This window comes from Sorangiineae bacterium MSr12523 (assembly GCA_037157775.1).
Taxonomy (GTDB): Bacteria; Myxococcota_A; Polyangia; order Polyangiales; family Polyangiaceae; genus Pendulispora; species Pendulispora brunnea.
On the sequence record CP089982.1, the window covers coordinates 4,500,103 to 4,521,965 of the forward strand.

Below are 21,863 nucleotides of genomic sequence, written 5' to 3' on the forward strand. Positions count from 1 at the left end.
CGATGGCCTATCGGGCGTTTGCGGCGAGCCGACGTGCATCGCGGCGCGTAAGAAACGGTCATAGTGAAGACCCACGCCTCCGACGTGGGGGCGGCGCGCGCGCACCAGGCGTCGTCCCTTGCGAGTTTCGTGTACCTTTCGACGTCGCAGCGCCAACTCGTGCGCGCCAAAGCGAAGCAGTGGATCGCTTGGCGGCGCGCGCACCCGACGCTGCACACCGCGGTGGGAATCGGCCTTCTGGCCTTTCTCTTCGCCTTCGATGCGTATGCCCTGTTGGAGTTGCCGCGGCAGCTCCCGTTCGACTTGGCGACGCGCTCCGGAATCGTGTTCGCGGCGCTCACGACCGGGTTTCTCCACGGTTTTCTCGTGTGCAGCATCGTCACGTACAGCGTGCACGAAGGCGCCGCGCACGATCTCATCGTGGTGGGGAATGGCCCGGTCACGCGCGTGTTGCGCTTTGTCGCCAACAACGCGTGCCGCTTCTTTCTGGCCGACCCGGAATATTACGCAGGCAGCCATTTCCAGCACCATCGCTGGCTCGGCACCGAGCAAGACGGCTCGTTCACCAACCACGTGCGCTTGCGAAGGTTGCTGCTGGCCATCGTGCCCATGGCGCCGGTGTTCAGCCACTCGGACTTCTTCCCGTGGCGCCCGCAGGAGCACACGCGAAGCCGGAAAATCTCGGCCGTGCTCACCAAGCTGCACCTCGCGGTGTTCTTCGCCGCGATGGCGTGGCGCTTCGGCGTGCTCTACGCCCTCGTCTCGCTCCTGCTCGTGGGGACGTGGATCAGTTTCGTCCTCGACCGGGTGCGTGAAAGCACCGAGCACCTGGGCATGCCGCTGGAGCGCGTCCACGGTACGCGTGACTTCGGCCTGGGGCTCTGGGGGCTTCTGCTCGGCGGTGGACCGTGGGGACAGCCTTGCCACTTTTCGCACCACCTCGAGCCGGCACTGCCTTGGTACCACCAGCTCGCGTTGCACTTTTATCTGCACCGCATTTTGACGCCCGAGCAAAAGCGGCAGTTCTTCTTGCGGCCCGTCGTTGGATTTCCGGCGTTGCTCGTCCGGCTCGCACGCGGGGGGATGCGATGACGAATTACGATGCCATCGTGATCGGCTCCGGCATCGGTGGGCTGGGCACGGCCGCCTTGCTGGCGCGGCATGGGAAGAAGGTGCTCGTTCTCGAGCGGCATTACGTGGCGGGCGGGCTCACGCACACGTTCCGCCGGCGCCAATTCGAGTGGGACGTGGGGGTCCACTACCTGGGGCAGGTGCACGATCCGGAGCACCCCCTGCGGCGTGCCTTCGACTACGTGACGGGCGGCAAGCTCGAATGGGCACAGATGGGTGCGGTCTACGACTGCATGATCTTCGACGATGCGCGCTTCGACTTTCGCACCGGTGCGGAAACGCTCAAAAGCGATCTCGCGGAGGCGTTCCCTGGCGAGGCTCGCGCCATTGCTTCGTATTTCGAGGCCGTTCGCCGGGCGGCGCGTTCCGCCGAGCGATTCTTTCTCCAGCGCATCGTGCCGCGGTGGCTCGGGTGGCTCTTGCATCCGGTGCTCGGGCTGCCATTTCAGCGTTACGCCGGCCGGACCACGCTTTCCATGCTGCGCTCGTGGACCCAGAACGAGCGGCTCATTGGCGTCTTGACCGGGCAGTGGGGCAATTACGGCCTTCCGCCTGAGCGAAGCAGCTTCGGCATGCACGCGCTCGTGGCCGACTATTACCTGGAGGGTGCGAGCTACCCGGTGGGAGGTGCCTCGCGGCTCGCGTCGACCATCGTGCCGATCATCGAGGCTTCGCAGGGCGAGGTGCGCACGTCGACGCCCGTCGCGAACATCTTGGTGCGCGACGGAAGGGCCATCGGCGTTCGCACCGAGGATGGGGAGGAGATCCTCGCGCCATGCATCGTCAGCAACGCCGGCGTGGAGACGACGTTGCGGAAGCTCCTTCCCGCCACGCCTCCCACCCATGCCGGCGAGGCGTTCCCCGCGCATTCGACGGGACACATCGCGCTCTACCTCGGGCTCTCCGGCACGGCGTCGGAGCTGGGGCTCGGCGCGAGCAACCTCTGGGTTCACGCCGGCTACGACCACGATGCGACGGCCCGCGCCTTTCAGCGCGATCCGCAGGCGCCCTTTCCGCTGGTGTACATCAATTCGCCATCGGCCAAAGATCCCGATTGGGAGCGCCGGCACCCGGGAATTTCCACGCTGGTGGCCATCGTTCCGGCGAGCTTCGCACCGTTCGCGCGCTGGATCGGAACGCGATGGGCCAAGCGCGGGCGCGAGTACGAAGACTACAAAGCGTGGCTGGCCGAGCGCCTGCTCGCCATCGTCTGCCGCGAGCTGCCCGGGGTGAAGGGGCGCATTCGGCATCAAGAGCTTTCGACCCCGCTCTCGACGATGCACTTCACCGGCCAGGCGGCCATGTACGGTTTCGAGCATTCGCCAGAGCGGTTTCGCGCGCGCTGGCTGCGGCCGGCGTCCCCGACGCCTGGCCTCTTTTTCGTGGGTCAGGACGTGGTGACGGTCGGCGTGGGCGCATCGCTCATGTCCGGGGTCCTCGCGAGCTCCGTGATCCTCCGGCGCAACGTGCTGGGCGACGTTCTTCGAGGAGAGACGACATGAATCTGTATGGGCGTTTGCTGTGGACCCTCGGCCGCGCGGCGACCAAGCCGCGCATCGCACCGCTCGATACGAGCGTGACCACGTGGCGGGTCCTTCCCGGCGATTTGGATCCGTTCGGGCACATGACCAATAGCCGTTACCTCGCCATGATGGATTTGGCGCGCATCGATCATGTCATTCGCGTGGGCCTTCTGCGCCCCGCAATCGAGAATCGCTGGATGGTGCCCGTGGGCTCGGCGTGCGTCGATTTCAAAGCGCCGTTGCGGCCCTTCGAGGCGTACGAAATTCGCACCCGCGTTCTCTCGTGGGATGAGCGCTGGTTCTATTTGCAGCAGGACTTCCACCGCGCATCGGGCGCCCTCGTGGGCTCCGGTTGCGTGAAGGTGACCTTCCGCGGCGCGGATGGCACCGTGCCGCCGGACGATGTGGTGCGCGCGGCGTTGGGATCGGTGCTGCCGCGCCCGCGGCTCGCGCAGGAAGCGGCGGCGCGGTTTGGCATCGAGCGGCGCGAGCCCATCGCCATCGTGGGCATCGGCTGTCGTCTGCCCGGCGGCGCGCACGATCCCGAGGCGCTCTTCCGTTTGCTCATGGATGGGCGCGAGTGCATCGTGGACATTCCCGCAGACCGCTGGGATCCGCGCATCTACCACGATCCGAGCGGCAAGAGCCCGGGCCGCGCGTACGTGCACAAGGCGGGGCTGCTCGAGACCGACTTGCACGCGTTCGACGCGGCGTTTTTCGGCATCACACCGCGCGAGGCGGTGAGCATGGATCCGCAACAGCGCCTGCTGCTCGAGACCTCGTGGGAGGCCTTCGAGGATGCCGGCGTGGTGCCGAGCTCCGTGGCCGGTAGCCGGACGGGCGTGTTCGTAGGTGGCTTTACGACGGACAATTTGCTGGTCTATTCGAACCCCGACAACCGCGAGCTCGTGTCCACGCACTCGGCCACGGCTAGCACCTTGACCATGTTGTCGAACCGGCTCTCGTACTTCTACGACGTGCGCGGTCCCAGCGTGTCAATCGACACCGCGTGCTCGTCGTCGTTGGTGGCCCTGCACTACGCCTGCCAGAGTCTCTGGTCGAAGGAAAGCGATCGGGCGCTGGTCGCCGGCGTGAACGCGATCTCGGTGCCCGAGACGCACCTGACCATGGCCAAAGGGAAGTTCCTCTCGCCGACGGGGCGTTGCCATGCCTTCGACGCGCGGGCCGACGGCTACGTGCGCGGCGAGGGCGCGGCCGTGCTCCTGCTCGAACCGCTCTCGGTGGCCGAGCGGGAGGGGCATCGGATTTATGCCGTCATCCGCGGGACCGCGACGAACCAGGATGGGCGCACGGCAGGCATCTCGCTGCCCAGTGCCGAGGCGCAGATGGCCGTGATGCGCGAGGCTTACGCCAGCGCGGGGGTCGATCCGCGCTCGGTGGTCTACGTGGAGGCCCACGGAACCGGCACACCGGCGGGCGATCCCATCGAGGCACGCGCCATCGGCACCGTCGTGGGGGCTTCGCGCGGCGATTCGGAGGCGTGCCTTTTGGGTTCGGTGAAGACGAACCTGGGGCACCTCGAGGCGGCGGCCGGCGTAACCGGTGTGCTGAAAACCGCGTTGTGCCTGCAGCAAGGCATGGTGCCGCACCATCCGCACCTGGGGGAGGTCAACCCGGAGATCCCGCTTGGAGATCTCGGGCTGCGCATCCCCCGGGCACCGGAGCCGCTGCCTGCGCGCCATGCTCCGCGCGTGGCCGGGGTGAACTCGTTCGGATATGGCGGAAGCAATGCACATGCGGTGCTGGAGGAGGCGCCTGCGCCCGCGCCCATCGCGGGGGCTGCACCTCGTTGTCGACCGCATCTATTGGCGATCAGCGCGAAGTCGAAAGAGTCGCTCGCCGAGCTCGCGGGGCGCTATGCCGAGCGGCTCGAGCGGGCGCAAAACGACGCGGAGGTCACCGCGATTTGCCGGAGCGCCGCCCTTCACCGCGAGCACCATCGGCATCGCTGGGCGCAAAGCGGCAACTCGGGCGCCGAGCTCGTGGCGTCGCTGCGTGCGGCATCGTTCGAAGGGGCTCCGGAGGCCGGCGGGCTTCTCTTCGTGTACACCGGCATGGGCCCGCAATGGTGGGGCATGGGGCGCGAGCTTTTCGCCGCCGAGCCGGCGTTCCGTCGGGCCGTGGAAGAGTGCGACGAGGCCTTTCGCGATGCCTCGGGCTGGTCGATTTGGGAAGAAATGGCGCGCGACGAGCCGACGTCGCGCATGCACCGGACCGAGGTGGCGCAGCCCGCGAATGCCGTGTTGCAGATCGCGCTCACACGGCTTTGGGCGGAGTGGGGCATCGTGCCCGACGCAGTGCTCGGGCATAGCGTGGGCGAGGTGGGGGCGGCCTACGCGTGCGGTGCGCTCGGTGTGCGCGAGGCCATGCGGGTCGCGTACCATCGGAGCCGTCTTCAACAGAGGCTCGCGGGGCGGGGAGGGATGCTCGCGGTGGGCCTGAGCGAGGAAGCGGTGGCTCCGTGGCTGGGGCGCGCGGCCATCGCGGCCGTGAACAGCGAGGAATCGGTCACCCTTGCCGGCGATCACCTGGAGCTCGGGCGCATTGCGCGCGCGCTCGAGGCGGCGGGGCATTTCCAGCGCGCCTTGCGCGTGGACGTGCCGTACCACAGCCCGCTCATGGACGAGATCGAGGCGCCGCTTTCGAGCGCGCTCGAGTCGCTCGCGCCGAAGGCCCCGGCCATACCGCTGTATTCCACGGTCACCGGCGAGCGGCTCGAGGGGGAGCCGCTCGATGGCCGCTACTGGTGGCGCAACGTTCGGCAGGCGGTTCGCTTTGCGGCCGCCTTCGAGCAGGCCGTGCGCGCAGGGCATACGACGTTCGTCGAGGTGGGGCCGCACCCCGTGCTGGCCGCCTCGATGCGCGATGTCCTGAGAAGCCGCCGCGCAGACGGCGAGGTGGTGGCCTCGCTCGTGCGCAAGGCGCCCGAGCTCGAGACGATGGCCCGTGCGCTCGCCCGCGTCCATTTTTCGGGCCACACGCCATCGTTCCGTGCCTATTTCGGCCCGGGTTCGTACGTGCCGGTTCCCACGTATGCATGGAACCGCAAGGTCTTCTGGCACGAGGGCGAGCGCACGCGCGGCAAGCGGCAGGTCGGCGTGCGTCACCCGCTGCTCACGCATCACCGGGAGCCCGCCACCTGGACTGCGGAGCTGAATCTTGGCGCGACGCCGTACCTTCTCGACCATGTGGTCGCGGATTCCGCCGTTTTTCCAGCGGCCGCTTACATCGAGATGATGCTCGCCGCGCGCGGGATGCAGCAGGGCGAGGCGGCTTGCTCGATCGAGCAGCTCGAGTTTCCCACGGCCGCAGCGCTTCGCGAGGACGAGGTGATACGGCTCGCGCTGCGCCTCTCGACCGAGACCGCGAGCTTCGCCATCCACGCCGAGGACGAAGCCCTCCGCTGCCGCGGCAAACTGTTTTCCCCGGGGCGAACTGCCCCTGCGCTCGACGTGCAAGCGCTTTCGGCGCGGCTGCCGGAGGCCGTATCCGCGTCGGATCTGTATGCCTCGCTGGCGCGTCGCGGTCTGCGCTATGGGCCTGCCTTTCGCGGTGTCGAACGCGTGCAGCGTGCCGAGAACGAATTGCTCGCGTGGCTTTCGCTCCCCGAGGGCCTCGACGAACGCGGTTACCACCTGCACCCCGTGCTGCTCGATGCCGCGCTTCACAGCGTCCTTGCCCTCGCCAACGACGATGGAGCCCACGACATCGTGCCCGTGGCCATCGATCGCGTGCACTTCTTCGCGACCCCGGGGCGCCGTTTGCTGGCCCATGGCCGACTTGGCGCCCGGCGACGCGGTCAACTTCGCGCCGACGTCACCTTGGTGCGCGAGGACGGATCGGTGGTCGCCGAGATCTCCGGCCTCACCTGCCGCATCCTGCCCAGGGCCCGGGCGGCGCACCTCGCCTCGCTTCATTATGCGCGAACCTGGGAACGCATGGCGCCGGCCTCGGAGCCGGGGCTGCGCGAGCCCTCGTTGTGGATCGTCCTCGATGATGGCGCCCCGGAGCTGCCTCGCCCCGAGCTCCTCGCAGCATCGTCCGAGATCCGCGTGCTCGATCTCCGCGCATGCGCCAGCCTTTCCCACGACGATCCTGTCACACACGGCGTCGATCGCGCGGCAGCGTTGGTGCAGACGCTTCGCGGCATCCCACGCGATCGAGTGGCGCGCTACTACGTGGCCACCCGGGGCGCCGAGGCGGTCGTGGCGAGCGACGGTCCGCCGGATGTCTCCTTGGCGCCGCTGCTTGGCCTCGCCCGCACCGCGATGACCGAGCGCCCGGATCTGCACCTCACCCTGGTCGATCTCGAATCCGTCCCCAGCGATCCCCTCGCGTTGACCGCGTGGCTGCGCACCTTCGGCGAGGAGCAAGAGATCGCTCTTCGCGAAGGCGAGACCTACGCGGCCCGGGTGCAGCGTTGCCCAGCGCCGGTGGCGCCTCCGCCCGAGCGCCACGCTCCGGCCGAGGGCAGTGGCTATGCGATTGCCCTCGGTGAGCCAGGTCGCATCGATTCCCTCGGCTTCGTCGCCCACGGGCGGCGCGCGCCGGGGCCCGGCGAGGTGGAAATCGAGGTGGAGGTCTCCGCGCTCGGCTTCAAAGACGTCATGAAGGCGCTCGACCTCCTTTCCGATCGCATCAAGGAGAACACCTATTTCGGCGACGCCATGGGCATGGAGGGCTCCGGGCGCATCGTGCGCGTTGGACCGGGCATCGAGGATCTCGCACCCGGCGATCGCGTCTACGGGGTCGCGCCGCACTTCCTCGACTCGCATGTGGTCCTCGCGGAAAACCGCGTCGTGAAGCTCCCCGATACCGTCGGCTTCGAGGAAGGCTCGAGCCTCATGCCGCTCATGACGGTCTACCACGGCCTCGTCGACATCGCGCGCATCCGTCCCGGCGAGCGCGTGCTCGTTCACAGCGCCACGGGCGGAGTCGGTCTTTCGGCCATCGAGGTCGCGCGCTTCTTCGGGGCGGAGGTCATCGCCACGGCGGGCACGCCCGAGAAGCGCCAATACCTGCGCGAGCGCGGCATCGTCCACGTCAGCCCTTCGCGTGACATGGGCTTTGCCGACGACGTGCGTGCCATCACCGGCGGGCGCGGTGTCGATGTCGTGCTCAACTTCACGCCCGGCGAGACCATGGTGAAGAGCCTCGCGTGCCTGGCGCCGTTCGGGCGATTCATCGAGCTCGGCAAAATGAGCTTCGACCAAGACGCCGCCCTGCAGCTGCGCCCCTTCAACGAGAATCTTTTGTACGCCGCCGTCGACTTCGACCGCATCTTCGAGGCGAAGCCCGAGATGGTTCGTGTCCTCGCGCGCACCGTGCTCGATCACATCGCCAAGGGCGATTTTCGCTCGCCCCCGTGCACGTCGTTTCCCGCGAGCCGGGTGCACGACGCGTTTCACACGATGGCGCGGTCCAAGCACATCGGCCGGATCTGCGTCCGCCCGAAGGATCCCGAGCTGCGCGTCGCGCCGGCCCCGCGAAGTAGCCGCTTCTCCGAGGGCGCGAGCTACCTCGTGACCGGTGGGCTCGGCGGCTTCGGTCTCGAGGTGGCACGCTGGCTGATCGCGCAGGGGGCGCGTCATCTTGCGTTGGTCGGGCGGCGCGGCGAGGATACGCCGGGTGCCCAGCAGGCGCTGACCGAGCTTCGTGCGCGCGGGGCCGAGGTTCGCGTGTTCGCGGCCGATGCGGGCTCCCGCTCGCAGGTGCAGGACGTCGTCGATGCCGTGCGCCGATCCATGCCGCCGCTTCGAGGTGTCGTCCACGCGGCGGCGGTGTTGGAGGATCGCCCGCTCGAGGAGCTGAATCGCGATGCGCTCGAGCGCGTGCTCTCCGCAAAGGCGCGCGGTGCGTGGAATCTCCACCTCGCCACCGAGCATGCCGCGCTGGACTTCTTCGCGCTGTTCTCGTCCGTGGCGGCCCTCGTTGGAAATGCGCACCAAGGCAACTACGTGGCCGCGAATACCTTTCTCGACCAGCTCGCGATTTACCGGCGAAAGGTCGGCCTCGCCGCCACGAGCATCCAATGGGGGGCGCTCGCCGAGGCGGGCATGGTGGCGCGCCATGGCGCCACCGCGAAGCACCTGGAGAGCCTGGGCATTCGCGGCCTCACGACCGACGACGCGCTGGAGGCGCTGGGCAACCTTCTCGACGCCTCACCCGAACCGGTGGGCGTGGTCGACGTGGATTGGACCAAGCTCCTCGAGCAGGTGGACCCGCGGGCCGGGGCTCGAAGGTTCACGGCACTGGCCGCGCCCAAGAATGCGAATGGCCATGCGAACGGTCGCGCCGGCGCGCTCTTCGCGTCCATGGGCGGCCTGGACGAGGAGGCGGCGCTTTCGCACATGACGTCGCTCGTGGTGGGCAGCGTCGCCGGCGTGATGCGCCTGCCTCCGGCGGAGCTCGACCCTTGCGTACCGCTTCGCGATCTCGGGATGGACTCCACGCTTGCGTTGGAGATCGTCACCGAGCTCGAAAAGTCGACGGGGATGAAGCTGCCGACGCTGACCGTCGCAGGCGGTCCGCCCGCATCACAGATTGCGTCGGCGCTGCTCGCCCGAGGGCGCGCAGTGATATAGTCGGTTCATGCGAACGACGATCGTCTGGGCGTGGGGGGCGGCGGTTGCAGTCGTGATGTTGTCGAGCGGGTGCAAGAAAAGCGAATCCGAGAGCAAGCCTGCGCCCAGCGCATCGGCCGCGGCTAGCGCAACGGGGGCTGCGCCTTCGGCCGCCCCGGAGCCGGCGGCATCCGCATCCGCGGCGCCGGCGAAATCGGGCAACATGGCCCATTGCCCGAGCAGCGTGGCCGGCGCCAAAACGGATATCCAAGATGGCAAAGACTCCGTCACCATCAAGGTGACCGCCACGGATCCTGCCGCGGTGAGCGACATCCGGGCCCGCGCCAAGGTTCTCACGGAGCAGGCAAGCAAGGCTGCCCAAGAGGTGAAGCACACCGGAGGCGGGGAGGGTGGTGGCGCCTTCGGCCGCTGTCCGGTGGTGATGCGCAACACCGCGGTTACGGCTGCGGACATCGAGAATGGCAGCGCCATCACGGTAAAGCCGAGCGACGCCAAAGAGCTCGACTGGTTGCGCCGCGAATCGCGCGACCGCCTTGCCGAATTGGCCAAACCGGGCGCGGAATCGGCCGGCCAAGGCAAAATGGCCCATTGCCCAAGCGCCATCCAAGGCACGAAGACCACGGTCAAAGACACCAAGGACGGCGTCGATGTCACCGTGGTTGCCGCCAAGCCGAAAGACGCAGATACCGAAAAAGAGATCCGCGAGCGCGCCAAAGCCTTGGTCGAAGCCGCCAAGCAAGATCCCGCCACCGTGCACCACACGGGCTCGGGCACGGGTGGCGGCGGCTTCGGTCGCTGCCCCGTCGTCCTGAAGGACACGACCGTCACCGCCAAAGACGCCCCCGGCGGGAGCATTTTCAGCGTGAAAGCCTCGAGCCCGGCTGGCGTCGCCGAACTCCGCAAAGAAGCCAAGTCCCGCTCCGCCAACTTCACCCACTGATTGAGATTCACAGGGAGGCGGGGAGGCGGGGAGGACTTACGGCACGGACAGCGCGGAACTCTTTTTTGGGGTTTCCAGTGGGCTCATTGAGCCGATTGAAACAAAAAAACTCCCCGCCTCCCCGCCTCCCTGTGAATTCTCTCACTCGTCCGTGGGGCGAGTGCCGTCGTAGTCCCAGCGGATGCCTAGGATGAATTGACGGAAGCCCCCTGCGAAGATGCCCTCGGGGCGGCGGGCGATGATGTGCACGTCGTCGAGCGCGTTTTTTACCAGAAAGCGCACCGATAGGCCCGTGGCGACGTGCTTGTAGCGCACCGCGAAGTCGACGCGATGGGCTCCGGGAATGCGCCCCGTGCGGCCCGTGATGTCCTCCGGCACCGTGTTCGCGGGATCGGTGTACATGCCATCGACGTAGTTGTATGCCGCCTCGGCCATCACCCCGGCGTAACCCACGTCCAGGTTCGCCGAGAACGTATGCAATGGCGCATAGGGAAGGTAATTCCCGTCGTACGCCCCGCCCACGAAGGTCGCACGCGCAAGCGTGTACCTTGCACCCAAGTCCAGCTCGATGGGAAGCTTCATCGTCTTCCCCATCGCCAGCGAACCGACCGCCTCGACCCCGAGGTGACGCGTGGTTCCTCCGTTGATCAACTCGGTGACGCCGCCCTCGCTCGACGAAATCAACTGATTCTGAAAATTCGACAAGAACCCCGTTACCTCGAATCTATTTCGAGATTTATCGGCAAAGCGCGCGCCCGCTTCGTAATTGATGCTGCGCTCCGAATCGAGTTGCAAGTCTTCCCCCTTGGGGCTGATCGAACTCGTGACCCGCGGTGGCGCGAAGCCCACGTGCAGGCCCCCAAAGGCGTGCGCCTGCCGGGAGCCGTAAATCATCCCAATCCCGGGCACCACCGCCGTCGTGCGGCTGTCGCCCTGCACGTCGCGATCGGTGCTCTGACGCGTGGTCCTTCGCGTGAACGCGGCATGTTCGACCCGAATCCCCGGCGTGACCAAAAGATCGTCGCGAAAGGCCAGCCGATCTTGCAGGTACGCGGCCAGCGCCCCCGTCGAGTGAAACTCCTCCAGCATCAGCGCCCCGGCCTCCGAGGTGGGAAACTCGCCCGCGCGCTGCTGGTAATGCGCCCGCTCGAACAGCAGGCGCGCGCCCACATCGAACGTGTGCGCCACGGGCCCGGTGCGAACGCGGTGCTCGAGCCTCGGCTCGACGCCGGCCACATCGTAGCTCCGATCCAAAATCGTATTCGTCCGTTTGAAATAAATGGCGCCGCCCGGCACCGTCACATCGCCCACGATATGGTCGTAGGCCACCCCGGCCTGCGGCGAGCGCGCATAATCCTGCCGCCGCCAAAGGCGCGACGTGGTGTACGCGTACACCAATGTTTTCAACTTCGTATCTTTGGAGAACCGCTGCTCGTGGGTCAAAGATACATCGTAACGACGTAAACCGAGATGGTCATACGGCGCCAATGTCGTGCGCCGCGGATCCATCTGGAACATCGCCCGGGTGAGCCCCACATCGTCCGAGTCGGCGCGATCGTCGTGCAAACCGATTTTCAAAGTGGCCTGTCCATTCGGCGATGTTTGAAATATCACCTTGCCGAAGACGTCTACCGACTTGAAGGCTTGGGCGCGCAACCCATCTCCCTCTTTATAGAAGCCCTGGACGATGTACCGGGTCGGGCCCATGGAGTCGCCCCAGCTCAGCATGCCGCGGCGATAACCGAAGCTGCCGCCCTCGGCGTCCACCACCGCGTGCGGCTTGTCGGGCGGCATCGCCGTGAGAAAGTTGATGACCCCGCCCACGGTCTGCGGCCCGAAGAGGATGCTGCCACTGCCTTTGACCACCTCCATCCCGCGCATGCGCTCGATGGGTGGCGAATAATAGAGATCGGGCTCTGCATACGGATTGATGGCGACGGGAATCCCATCTTCGAGAATCAATACGCGCCGGCTCCGCCCGGGATCCAGACCGCGCAACCCGATGTCGAGGCGCAGTCCGCCGCCGTAGTCCTGCCGTGCGGTCAGACCAGGAACACGCTGCAGCATCTCCGCCACGTCGTACGGCTGCGCGCGATCGAGGTCGGTCTGCGTCACCAAATGACCGGAGCCAGGGATCTTTTGCAGCGAATCGGCTTTGTCGCCAATGACCCGCACCTCCGGCACATCGTCCTTCTTCGGTTGGGCGCTTTGTGCCAGGGCGGCTGTCGGTACGAGCAGCGCGCACCCAAAATAAAACGCGCGTCTCACGGTACCTTGCAGACATGCATGTTGTTGCACCCAGGTGAGGGGACGGGGCAGTCCCCATCGCTTTTGCACGACTTGCTGCAATGAGGCCCTTTGGCGTTGAAAGGAAAGCAGAGGCCCGTTTCGCATTGTTCGTTCACGTCGCACGGTTGCAGAAATGGCAACTTGGCGCCTGCTTCGTGTCCGGCGTCGGTTTCTAGGCCCCCATCTCCCACGCCGCCGTCGAGCTCGAGTCCGGGAATGGCGCCACTGCAATCGCAGGCGCCATAATCATTCTCGGTATCGAGGCACGCCGCCAAACCGCTTCGGTCCTTGCCGCAGGCGCATGCGCGGTATTCGCCTCGGTAGCAGGTGCGCTCATCGTGGCTCGTGCACGAGGCGCACGCGAACCACGAGAACCACGAGACAAGCGCTCCCGCCGCCCACGCCATCGCATCGATCCGTCGCATATCTCGTATTGTTACTTCAAAAAGCGCGCCTCATCATCTGGACGCCTTCTTGCTTCGAGCGCGGCCATGAAAAAACGAATTCTCTCTGCGCTGATCATGGCCGTTTGTCTCCTGGCCTGCAGCAGCACCGACGATGGAGCCTCCACCTCCGCGCCCGTCAACGCGGGTGGCGACGCGTTTGGACAATCGTGCACGCAAGCAGGGGATCCGGGCGATTGCCCCGCCACCTATGTTTGCCATGACTTCCCAAGGAAGGGCGGTTTGCGCTGCACGCGCAACTGCACCACGGCCACCCAAGAAACCGATTGTCCGCAAACCAAGAAATGCGGCGGCAACAATCTGTGCTCGGTGCCCTGAGCCATCGCCGACTCACTGGATCTCCCAGGCTCCATCCGTGTGAATTACGGATGCGTTCACCTGGGGGCTCGAGGAACCAGGATCTGGATCTTGTTACATCGATGTTCCACGGATTCGCGCGACGGCTGGCTCCTGGGGAGGTCGCGCAAGATTACACACAGCGACGAATGCCTACGAATTTGCGTGACACACGCCGTGTAACAACCGTGGTACATCCCGTGCAAACGCCACGAATCATGGATCGGAATACCGTGATCTGGGCTTGTGCAGCGAGTGCTTTGGCACTCGCAGGCTGCGGCAAGCGATCGAGCTTCACGGTGACCAAACCGAAGCCGATCGCCGTCGCAGCGGGCGCCGATGCGCCAACGGCCGAAACGCCGCCGGCCACGCAGCATGGCTCGCGCAAAATGCAAAACGTCGATATTCCCGTTTGGGTCGACGGAAAGCAAATGGCCGTCCTTCGTTACGGCGAATTGCCCTCTACGGTGAAACCTCACACATCGCCCGAGCACCCCAAAGGTGGGGCGCGGTTTTACCGATTGGACGAATACCTCAAAGAGATTGGCATTCCCGTCGAGCGCATTCGATCCGTTCACGTATTGGGCAATCAGAACCGCGTGGCCAGCATCGAGGGCGACGAACTGCGAGCGGACAAGGGCCGCTTCATTTTCGACTTTCTCGGCGAAACCACGGGCAATGCCAAAACGCGTTGGGCGACCACCGGGCTCAAAAACCTGAGCGTCGTTCATGAAATTCGCTCCGTCTCCGTTTACGTCGACAAGCCGAGCCCCGCGATCGACCCGCGGTACAGTTGCCATTTGAGCGCGGGGGTGAAACTCGATGGCGCCGACCGCAGGCCGGCCGACGAAGTGTGCGCCGCAGATGATCCGTATTCGACCGGCGAGCGCGCCAAGGGAACGCGCGTATACATCGATGGCCGCCTCGCGGGGTACGTCAAACGACGGCAGATCCCCGAGTCGATGGTCGTCGGCAACAACGAGGCGGGCGAACATACATTTTCCCTGACGAAATTCATGACGTCGCTCGGTGCGGACGTCGCTTCGGCACGGGCCATCGAGCTCGTGTCGGGCGACGACGTCATCGCCCGCACCGGCGGCGCCGCTTGGATGAAACACGAGAAAGAGCTCGTCTTTACCTTGCCGAAACACCAACACGGGCGCGTGAGCGTTCACGTTCCCGCCGAGGTGCAGGCCAAAGCCGTCGAGGGAGATGACCCCGTTACGGCGCACGATACGACGGTAACTGCGGTGCATATTCACAAGAACACGCCTGCAAGTGCGCACGAGTTATTGCCCATTGTCGATGAATCCCCGGAGCCACAAGACGGCACCGTGGCGGCGCGCGAATCGCGTCGAGACGATCGCGAAAACTGACGCGGCCCGCCCGGACGGCGGGTCGCGAATACAAAATACCGGAATCCCGCATTGGGGTGCAGATCGATCTGCGAGGAGGCTGAAATGTCGTTCAAGAGCTCACGGGTTGGTGCAGGCGTCGTATTCGCATTGGCGGCAGGTGCCGCAGGAACCGCAGCAGCCGATCAACCGGCTCCCGCCGTTCTTTTGCGACCGGCCACGATGCTCATCAAAGAATCGCCGAATGGCCCGGCGAACAAGCCGGTCGGAAAGCAGACCGGCGCCGGCGTCATGGACACGAGCGCCGCGGCCGACGCCAATGGCAACATTTTCATGACCTGGACCAACTCCGTGAACAGCGACGGCCGGCCCGGCGTGCAAGGCTCGTTCGCCCTGGCCCAGCTCACCGAAAGCGGCCTTCAGGTGACCAAGCAGCCGACCGACCTGCCCGCACTGAATGGCGAGCGCACGTACATGCGGCCGGTCGCCGCCCTGGGCGAGAACTTCATGATCAGCATTTTCGCCTCCGAGGACAACGGCGTGGTGCCGACGAACCCGCAGGCGGTGGCCTGGGTGTTCGACCGCAAAGGCAACATGCTGAACATCACCAACAAAGGCCGCGTCATCCCCGGCGACAAAGGCGGCGAAAAGCCGGCCAACCTCATTCAGCTCTCCGGCAAGAACGACGCGCAGCAGTATGGCCCGCACAGCGTTTGCCCGCTCGGCAAGAACGCCGACGGTGGCGAGTCCTTCCTGGTGGGCGTGCAGCGCCAGAACCAGAATGCGTATGCGATGCGCGTCGACGTCAAGATGCAGGAGGACGGCGCCGCCAAGGTCACGGTGCCCGTCTTCAAGCGCATCGTGGAGGACGCGCAGCATTGCCGCCCGCAAGTGGAATGCGAGCCGCCCGGCGCCACGGTGGGCCGCCGCACGCGCGTCATCACCTCGGTCGAGGCCAATAGCCAACCCGCGGACATCGGAGTGCGTGCCGTGCTCTTCGATCCGGACAAGGGAGAGGCCGTGGCCAGCACGCTCATTGCCAAGTCGGATCGGCGGGCCAACCGCTACGCCGTGCAACCGTCGGTGGCGTTCATCAGCGATGACGTGGTGGCCATCCAGTGGCAGCAAAGCGCCAATGCACGAAAGAACCGGGTGAAGGGCAACGGCCACACCGGCGGCGAGAACCTGTCGATGCTGACGACCTTGAAGGTGCCGGCGGCCGGCGGCGAGTTCCAGAAGCTCGATGAAAAGGAGCGCGTTGCACCGTACCAGCGTCACGCACACGCCTTCGGATCGCTCTACGGTGGCGGGGCGGGGCAGCCCGCGGTGGCGGTGATGGCCGGCTCGTCGACCGGCACGGGCAAGGGCCTGATGCAGACGATTCCCATCGACCCGGCGACCGGGAAAATCGGGGCCATCGACCCCGCGAAGTTGTCCGAGGTCTCCATCATGTCCGACGTGGCGAACCTTCCTGCCCGCGGCAAGCGCAACCCGCAGGATCAGGGCGCGGGCTTCATCAACGGCATTGGCGGATTGAAAAATCCGGGCTTCGGAAAGCCCAATGGCTTCATGCCGGAGGTTGCCACCTTCACCGTGGCCGCCGTTCCCGGTTTGAAGGACATGACCGCGTCCAATCGCGATAGCTTGTTCCTTTCGCTGGTGCCGACGACCTGGTCGCCCACGTTGAAGGTGGTCTCCGGGCCCGTCACCCTGACCAAGGACATTCAGAATGGGCCTTCGCCCACGGTGGCGGTTCCGCCCTCGAGCGTGGACAACCCCGGTACGCCCGAGCCGGATCCCTTCGGCAATGGCACCGACGAAAACGGCGGCGACTTGAACGCCGGTGCGGGCGGTTGCTCGGTGGGTGCCACCACGACGATGCCCGCGGGATTCGGAGCGCTCGCCCTCGGCATGGTGGGTGCGCTGTTGGTCATCCGCCGCCGGAAGGAGTCGTGAGATGACCACGAAACACTTGGTTTGGATTTCGGCGTTGGCGGCCGCCGTACTCGCCGCCGCATGCTCGCAAGGTCCGCAGGGCAGCCTCGAGATCCCCAGCGGCGATGGCGACGGAAACGGCAATGGAAACGGCAACGGCGGCGGAAATGGCGCCGGCGCCGGGGGTGGTAATGGCGGCGGCGGTGGAGGAGGTGGAGGCGGCATCCCGAACCAGCCGCCCCCGCCCCCGAGCGGACCGGGAAGCATCGAGTCGCTCGGCCACAAGGCCTTCAACGCCAACGTGTACCCGAAGATTGGCCGTTGCGTGGAGTGCCACGCGAACGGCACCGCGGGTGCGCCGAAGTTCCTGACCACGGACGCGAACACCTCGTACCAGGGGCTCGATGCGCGCGGACTCATCGTGCCCAATAGCCTCTTTCTCACCAAGGGGTCGCACGCCTCCGGAGCGGCCCCCGCGCTCGATGCGACCCAGGCCCAGGCCATCCAAGAGTGGCTCACCCAAGAGGCCACGGATCGCGGCGGTCAGCAGGCGCCGGAGAACATCCTCGAGAAAATGGGCGGCTGCCTGGACGAGTCGAAGTTCAACGCCATCGGCTTTCAAAACCTGGTCACCACCCGGCGGCGGGGCGAGAACGCGAACAACTGCACCGGTTGCGATCAGGCCAAATGCCGCACCTGCCACACGGGCGGGGACGGCGGCTTCTACATGGCGGCGGGCAGCAACCTGGACAAATCGACGTTCCAGGAGACCAAGTCGGTGAAGTACATCGTCAAGTACCTCGGCTTGAACGGGACCGAGCCCGTGGCGTCGAACGCGATCCAAGCCAAGGCGGATGCCACGGCCAAGGACAAGCCGTACTCGCACCCGCTGTTCACGCTCAAGCCGGAGATGAAGACGGCGCTCGATGCGTTCGTGAACGACGCCATCGCGAAGTACAAGGCGGGCAGCTGCGGGCAGGCAACCCCAGGCCCCGCGGACGCAGGCGCGGACGCGCGGTGAAGCCATGAGCAACACACCGGCGATCGTACTGCTGGCATGCGCATGCCTGGGGCTGTCGGCCCTGGGCTGCGGAAAGAAAGACGACGGTTCGGGCGCGCCCGTGCGCCCGGACATCTCGGCGAAGGATCCGCTGGCCAAGGTGCCCGAGGATGGGACACCGGGCGCGACGCTGATCAACCAATTGGGCTGCGGCAATTGCCACAATGAAGGCGATAGCCCGCTGGCCGGGCGGATGGCCGTGTTGGGCAACCTGGGCTATCCGCCCGACATCGAGCTTTTCGCGCCGAACCTCACGCCCGATCCCGACACGGGGCTGGGCAATTGGACCGATGGTCAACTTCGATTGGCCATCCGCAATGGCATCCGTTGGGACAGCTCGAATCTGTGCCCGCAGATGGATCACTACGACTATTTGACCGACGAGCAGCTCGACGCCATCATCGCGTACCTGAGAAAGCTTCCGCCCGTCAAAAAGACGGTACCGGGTAGCGTATGTCCGCCGCTCAAGCGCAAGACGGGGTGAATAGCTCGGCCCGACGATTGCGCAGGCAGCGGAACGAAAACTGCTCCATCATGATGTCGTCCGTATGGAACCGGCCGACTCGAGCAAGGCGTCGCGCGTGATTGATCCAAGGCTGCGCGTTCTGTACCTCGTCGCGATCGCCGTGGGGGCCTTCGCGGTGAAGGGCCTCGCGTGGCTGGTGGCTCTTGCAGGGTCACAGGCCGCGCTGTGGCTCGTCGTCGGCCTGCCGCCTCAAAGGCTCGTGCGGCAGGTGACGAAGCTCTGGGGTTTTGCGTTGTTCATTCTCGTGTCGTACGCGCTCACGTCGGACGATCCCGCGACCGACGCGTGGAAGCATGTGCCGGTGCTGGGGCATTCGCTTGCGGTCAACGTGGGCGGTGTTCTCGTCGGCGCCGCGATGCTTCTGCGCGTCGTGAGCGTGATCCTCGCCTCGCAGGTGGCGCGCGCCGGGGATGGGCGTGCGATTGCCGCGGGGTTGGGCAAGCTCGGGGTGAAAAAGACGATTGCCGCGTCCATCGATGCGGTGCTTGCGCTGCTGGGGCAGGGCGGGGGCGGCGGCGGAGGTGGTGGGGGAGGCGGAGGACGGGGTAGGGGCACGGGCACGGGCACGGGCACGGGCACGGGGTGGCGCGGCTTCTTGGACACCGTGCGGAGTATTGGGCGCGGCGAGGTAGGGCCGATTGCCCATCGCATCGAGCGGCAGATCCGGCGCGTCGAGGAGCACGCACCCGGGCAGCGCGATGTCGCCGTGATCGCGGGCATGGCGCTCACCATGTTGGGGGTGAAGGCGCTGAAAATTCTGCCCAGCATTCCCTTTGCGCCCGGCCATAAGTTGGTCATCCTCACGCCGCTCTACATCGCAGCCACCGTGCTCTCGACATCGCGCTTCGGTGCGACGATGACGGGCCTCACCATGGGAACCGTCGCCTTCCTCTTGGGCGACGGACGCTATGGCATCTTCGAGATCGTCAAGCACGTCACCCCGGGCATCCTTTGCGATCTGCTCGTGCCCTGGGTGATGCGCATGGCGTCTCCCGGTCGCTTCGTATGGTCCGCCTTGGGCGGGGTCATTGGTGCGGGTCGATTTGCGACCATCTTTTGCGTCACCCTCGCCGTGCAGGCACCGGCGGTGGCTTATGCGATGCTTGTACCCGGATTCGCCATCCACACCGGATTCGGCATTCTCTCGGGTTACGTGAGCTACCACCTCGTGAACGCCCTGGAGGGCTTCTCATGAAAGCGTTGAAAAACCTGGTGACCGGCGACGGCCGCACCCATATCGCGTCCAAATTGATGCGCGAATCGCTCGTCGATCGCCGCACCGTCGCCACCACGGCCTCCGAGCAAGAATTCCGAATCTTGCCCGACGTCACCTTGGTCGGACTGGGCGGTCACTCCATCTTCGATCGCGGCAAGGAGGCCCTCGTCCCGCTCGCGAACGAGCTCGCCGCCATCCGCCAGCATCACAAACTCGTCCTCGGTGTGGGCGGTGGCACCCGCGTGCGGCATACGGTGGCCATCGCGCTCGACCTCGGCCTGCCCACCGGAGGTATCGCGCAGTTGGTGGGCGCCATGGAGGAGGCCAACGCCGTCTTCCTGAATGCGCTTCTCGCCAAACATGGCTCCATCGTCATGCAGCGCGAACACTTTTGGGAGCTACCCCTCTACCTCGAGGGCGGCATGCTCCCCATCGTCATCTCCATCCCGCCGTACCACTTTTGGGAGCCCCCGCCGGAGAACGGCCCGCTCCCGGCGCATGGCTCGGACTTCGGCCTCTTCATCCACGCCGAGGTGCTGGGCATGGAGCGCATCATCTTCGTCAAAGACGAAGATGGCCTCTACGACGCCGACCCCAAGTCGCACGAGAACGCCCGCTTCATCCGCCACATCAAATTGGACGAGCTCCTGGCGAACATGCCCCAGGAGCTCATTTTGGATCGCCAGCTCTTCGAAGCGTGGCGCACCGCACGACACGTGCGCAAAGTGCAAATCGTCAATGGCCTCCGGCGCGGGGAGCTCACGCGCGCACTCGCCGGCGAACCTTGTGGAACGGTGATCGAAAAATGAGCCTCGAACGACGCACCATCGACTCGCCGCTCGCGAACTCCCCCCTCACGCAAACCGAGGCGCCGTCGCTCTCGTACGATCCGGTGGCGCTCATGCCGGACGTCAAGGTCCTCAAGGTCGGTGGTCAATCCATCATGGACCGGGGACGAACGGCGCTCTTTCCCATCCTGGATGAACTCGCCGCGGCCAAAGATCGCCACAAGCTTCTCCTCTGCTGCGGCGGCGGCACGCGGGCGCGCCACATCTACGCCGTGGCCTCCGATCTCGAGCTGCCCACGGGCCTTCTTGCCGCGCTCGGTGGCTACGTTCCGCGCCAGAATGCGCGCATGTTGCAAATGCTCCTCGCGCGGCATGGTGGCATCTTCATCCTGCACGATGACTTCGAGAAGCTGCCCCTCTACTTTCGACTCGGTTGCATCCCCATCATGACGGGCATGCCCCCCTTCGGCTATTGGGAAAAGCCCACCGAGAACGGCCGCATTCCCCAACACCGCACCGACGCCGGCGTCTTCCTTTCCGCCGAAGTACTCGGCGTCAAGCGCGCCATCTTCATCAAAGACGAAGACGGCCTCTTCACGGATGACCCCAAAAAGAACCCCAACGCCGCCCGTATCCCAAGTATCGGCGCCCGCGAGCTGATCAAGCGCGATCTCGCGGATCTGGTCCTCGAGCGCGTGGTCATCGAATATTTGACCCGCGCCCGGTTTTGCCACGAACTCCAAATCATCAACGGCCTCGAACCGGGTATGGTGACCCGCGCCCTCGAGGGAGAAAATGTCGGCACGATCATTTACAAAGATTGATGCGCCACTCTTGTTGGCCGTGATGGGCGGCGCACTCGTTGGCGTCGGTTGCCAAGGCAAACAAGATGCGTCCAAGCAGCAATCGACGGCCTCCGCGTCTGCATCTGCATCGTCTGCCGCCCAGGCAAGCGAGGAGGAGCACCATGGAAACGAACGCCCGCTGAAGGTCGCCGCCGCATCGGACCTGGCCAAGGCCTTCGAGGAGGTCGGCAGGGCCTATGAGGCGAAGAGCGGCAAGAAGGTCGTGTTCTCGTTTGGATCGTCGGGCCTTTTGGCCAAGCAAATTGCCGAAGGGGCGCCCTTCGACGTGTTCGCGGCGGCCAACCAGGCCTTCGCCGACGAAGCGGTGAGGAGCGGCGCGTGCTTCCAGGAAGGGCAGGCGATCTACGCGCGCGGTCGCATCGTGGTCTGGACGAAGAAGGGGACGGTGGCCCCGCCGAAGACCCTGGCGGAGCTCAAGGAGCGCCGCTTCACCAAGATTGCCATCGCGAACCCCGAGCATGCCCCCTACGGCCGCGCCGCCAAAGAGGCACTTGCGTCGATTGGCGCTTGGGAGGCCGTCTCCAAAAAGGTGGTCTACGGCGAGAACATCCAGCAGACCTTCCAGTTTGCCCAAAGCGGCAATGCCGATGTCGCCATCGTCGCGCTCTCCCTCGCGATGGGCGCCGAGGGAGGCGCGTACGTGCCCATCGATCCCGGGCTGCATGCACCACTCGATCAAAAGCTGGTCGTCTGCAAAGGCGGCTCGCGCGAGGAGGGGCGGCCGCGCAAGCACGCCAGCGGCTTCGCCGACTACGTTGGCTCGGAGGAGGGGCGCGCCATCATGAAGCGCTACGGTTTCCTCCTCCCCGGAGAATCGCCCGCACCATGA

At 65.9% G+C, this 21,863-nt stretch carries 15 protein-coding genes; 13 read left to right on the forward strand and 2 right to left on the reverse strand.

What is annotated here, in order from left to right; genetic code table 11:
- The first annotated feature begins 63 nt into the window (after positions 1-63).
- The 4 genes from LZC95_17730 to LZC95_17745 are packed head-to-tail and all read left to right on the forward strand — an operon-like array spanning position 64 to position 10,199.
- A complete protein-coding gene (locus LZC95_17730; protein WXA98659.1) occupies positions 64-1,092 on the forward strand; it encodes a fatty acid desaturase in 1,029 nt (342 codons plus the stop codon).
- The gene (locus LZC95_17735) at positions 1,089-2,633 is read left to right on the forward strand and encodes an NAD(P)/FAD-dependent oxidoreductase (GenBank protein WXA98660.1); all 1,545 of its coding nucleotides are present in this window, start codon (positions 1,089-1,091) and stop codon (positions 2,631-2,633) included. The genes LZC95_17730 and LZC95_17735 overlap by 4 nt, the downstream gene beginning before the upstream one ends.
- On the forward strand, positions 2,630-9,259 hold the full coding sequence (locus LZC95_17740) for an SDR family NAD(P)-dependent oxidoreductase (GenBank protein ID WXA98661.1): 6,630 nt from the start codon (positions 2,630-2,632) through the stop codon (positions 9,257-9,259). Before LZC95_17735 ends, LZC95_17740 begins: the two co-directional genes overlap by 4 nt.
- Positions 9,260-9,266: 7 nt before the next feature.
- Entirely contained in the window at positions 9,267-10,199 is a 933-nt protein-coding gene (locus LZC95_17745) for a hypothetical protein (protein ID WXA98662.1), read from the forward strand.
- 141 nt (positions 10,200-10,340) lie between these two features.
- Here LZC95_17745 and LZC95_17750 read toward each other — a convergent pair whose 3' ends face one another.
- Positions 10,341-12,467: a TonB-dependent receptor gene (locus tag LZC95_17750; GenBank protein ID WXA98663.1), complete on the reverse strand. Its 2,127-nt coding sequence runs from the start codon at positions 12,465-12,467 to the stop codon at positions 10,341-10,343.
- On the reverse strand, positions 12,464-12,913 hold the full coding sequence (locus LZC95_17755) for a hypothetical protein (protein WXA98664.1): 450 nt from the start codon (positions 12,911-12,913) through the stop codon (positions 12,464-12,466). Before LZC95_17755 ends, LZC95_17750 begins: the two co-directional genes overlap by 4 nt.
- 66 nt (positions 12,914-12,979) lie before the next feature.
- On the opposite strand from LZC95_17755, the gene LZC95_17760 reads away from it, so the two are divergent.
- From LZC95_17760 to modA, 9 genes are all read left to right on the forward strand, one after another.
- Positions 12,980-13,270, forward strand: coding sequence for a hypothetical protein (locus LZC95_17760; GenBank protein ID WXA98665.1), 291 nt, complete (start codon positions 12,980-12,982; stop codon positions 13,268-13,270).
- 236 nt (positions 13,271-13,506) lie between these two features.
- Positions 13,507-14,664 (forward strand): hypothetical protein, encoded by a 1,158-nt coding sequence (locus LZC95_17765; protein ID WXA98666.1) that lies wholly within the window; start codon positions 13,507-13,509, stop codon positions 14,662-14,664.
- A gap of 84 nt (positions 14,665-14,748) precedes the next feature.
- Positions 14,749-16,599: a hypothetical protein gene (locus tag LZC95_17770; protein ID WXA98667.1), complete on the forward strand. Its 1,851-nt coding sequence runs from the start codon at positions 14,749-14,751 to the stop codon at positions 16,597-16,599.
- Between the two features lies 1 nt (position 16,600).
- The gene (locus LZC95_17775; GenBank protein ID WXA98668.1) at positions 16,601-17,599 is read left to right on the forward strand and encodes a hypothetical protein; all 999 of its coding nucleotides are present in this window, start codon (positions 16,601-16,603) and stop codon (positions 17,597-17,599) included.
- A 4-nt stretch (positions 17,600-17,603) separates the two neighbouring features.
- Positions 17,604-18,122, forward strand: coding sequence for a cytochrome c (locus tag LZC95_17780; protein WXA98669.1), 519 nt, complete (start codon positions 17,604-17,606; stop codon positions 18,120-18,122).
- Between the two features lie 97 nt (positions 18,123-18,219).
- On the forward strand, positions 18,220-19,359 hold the full coding sequence (locus LZC95_17785; GenBank protein ID WXA98670.1) for an energy-coupling factor transporter transmembrane protein EcfT: 1,140 nt from the start codon (positions 18,220-18,222) through the stop codon (positions 19,357-19,359).
- Positions 19,356-20,189, forward strand: a complete 834-nt coding sequence (locus LZC95_17790; protein WXA98671.1) for a hypothetical protein — start codon at positions 19,356-19,358, stop codon at positions 20,187-20,189. Before LZC95_17785 ends, LZC95_17790 begins: the two co-directional genes overlap by 4 nt.
- Positions 20,186-20,992: a hypothetical protein gene (locus tag LZC95_17795; GenBank protein WXA98672.1), complete on the forward strand. Its 807-nt coding sequence runs from the start codon at positions 20,186-20,188 to the stop codon at positions 20,990-20,992. The genes LZC95_17790 and LZC95_17795 overlap by 4 nt, the downstream gene beginning before the upstream one ends.
- Positions 20,964-21,863 carry a molybdate ABC transporter substrate-binding protein gene (modA, locus tag LZC95_17800; protein ID WXA98673.1) on the forward strand — a complete coding sequence of 300 codons (900 nt, stop codon included), beginning with the start codon at positions 20,964-20,966 and terminating at the stop codon, positions 21,861-21,863. The genes LZC95_17795 and modA overlap by 29 nt, the downstream gene beginning before the upstream one ends.

Bases quoted from the DNA above. Each gene is read 5' to 3' on its own strand.
- LZC95_17735 (WXA98660.1), top strand. From the start codon at position 1,089: ATGACGAATTACGATGCCATCGTGATCGGCTCCGGCATCGGTGGGCTG.
- LZC95_17755 (WXA98664.1), bottom strand. From the start codon at position 12,913: ATGCGACGGATCGATGCGATGGCGTGGGCGGCGGGAGCGCTTGTCTCG.
- LZC95_17790 (WXA98671.1), top strand. From the start codon at position 19,356: ATGAAAGCGTTGAAAAACCTGGTGACCGGCGACGGCCGCACCCATATC.
- LZC95_17780 (WXA98669.1), top strand. From the start codon at position 17,604: ATGAGCAACACACCGGCGATCGTACTGCTGGCATGCGCATGCCTGGGG.
- modA (WXA98673.1), top strand. From the start codon at position 20,964: ATGTCGGCACGATCATTTACAAAGATTGATGCGCCACTCTTGTTGGCC.
- LZC95_17770 (WXA98667.1), top strand. From the start codon at position 14,749: ATGTCGTTCAAGAGCTCACGGGTTGGTGCAGGCGTCGTATTCGCATTG.
- LZC95_17775 (WXA98668.1), top strand. From the start codon at position 16,601: ATGACCACGAAACACTTGGTTTGGATTTCGGCGTTGGCGGCCGCCGTA.
- LZC95_17745 (WXA98662.1), top strand. From the start codon at position 9,267: ATGCGAACGACGATCGTCTGGGCGTGGGGGGCGGCGGTTGCAGTCGTG.
- LZC95_17740 (WXA98661.1), top strand. From the start codon at position 2,630: ATGAATCTGTATGGGCGTTTGCTGTGGACCCTCGGCCGCGCGGCGACC.
- LZC95_17765 (WXA98666.1), top strand. From the start codon at position 13,507: ATGGATCGGAATACCGTGATCTGGGCTTGTGCAGCGAGTGCTTTGGCA.
- LZC95_17795 (WXA98672.1), top strand. From the start codon at position 20,186: ATGAGCCTCGAACGACGCACCATCGACTCGCCGCTCGCGAACTCCCCC.
- LZC95_17760 (WXA98665.1), top strand. From the start codon at position 12,980: ATGAAAAAACGAATTCTCTCTGCGCTGATCATGGCCGTTTGTCTCCTG.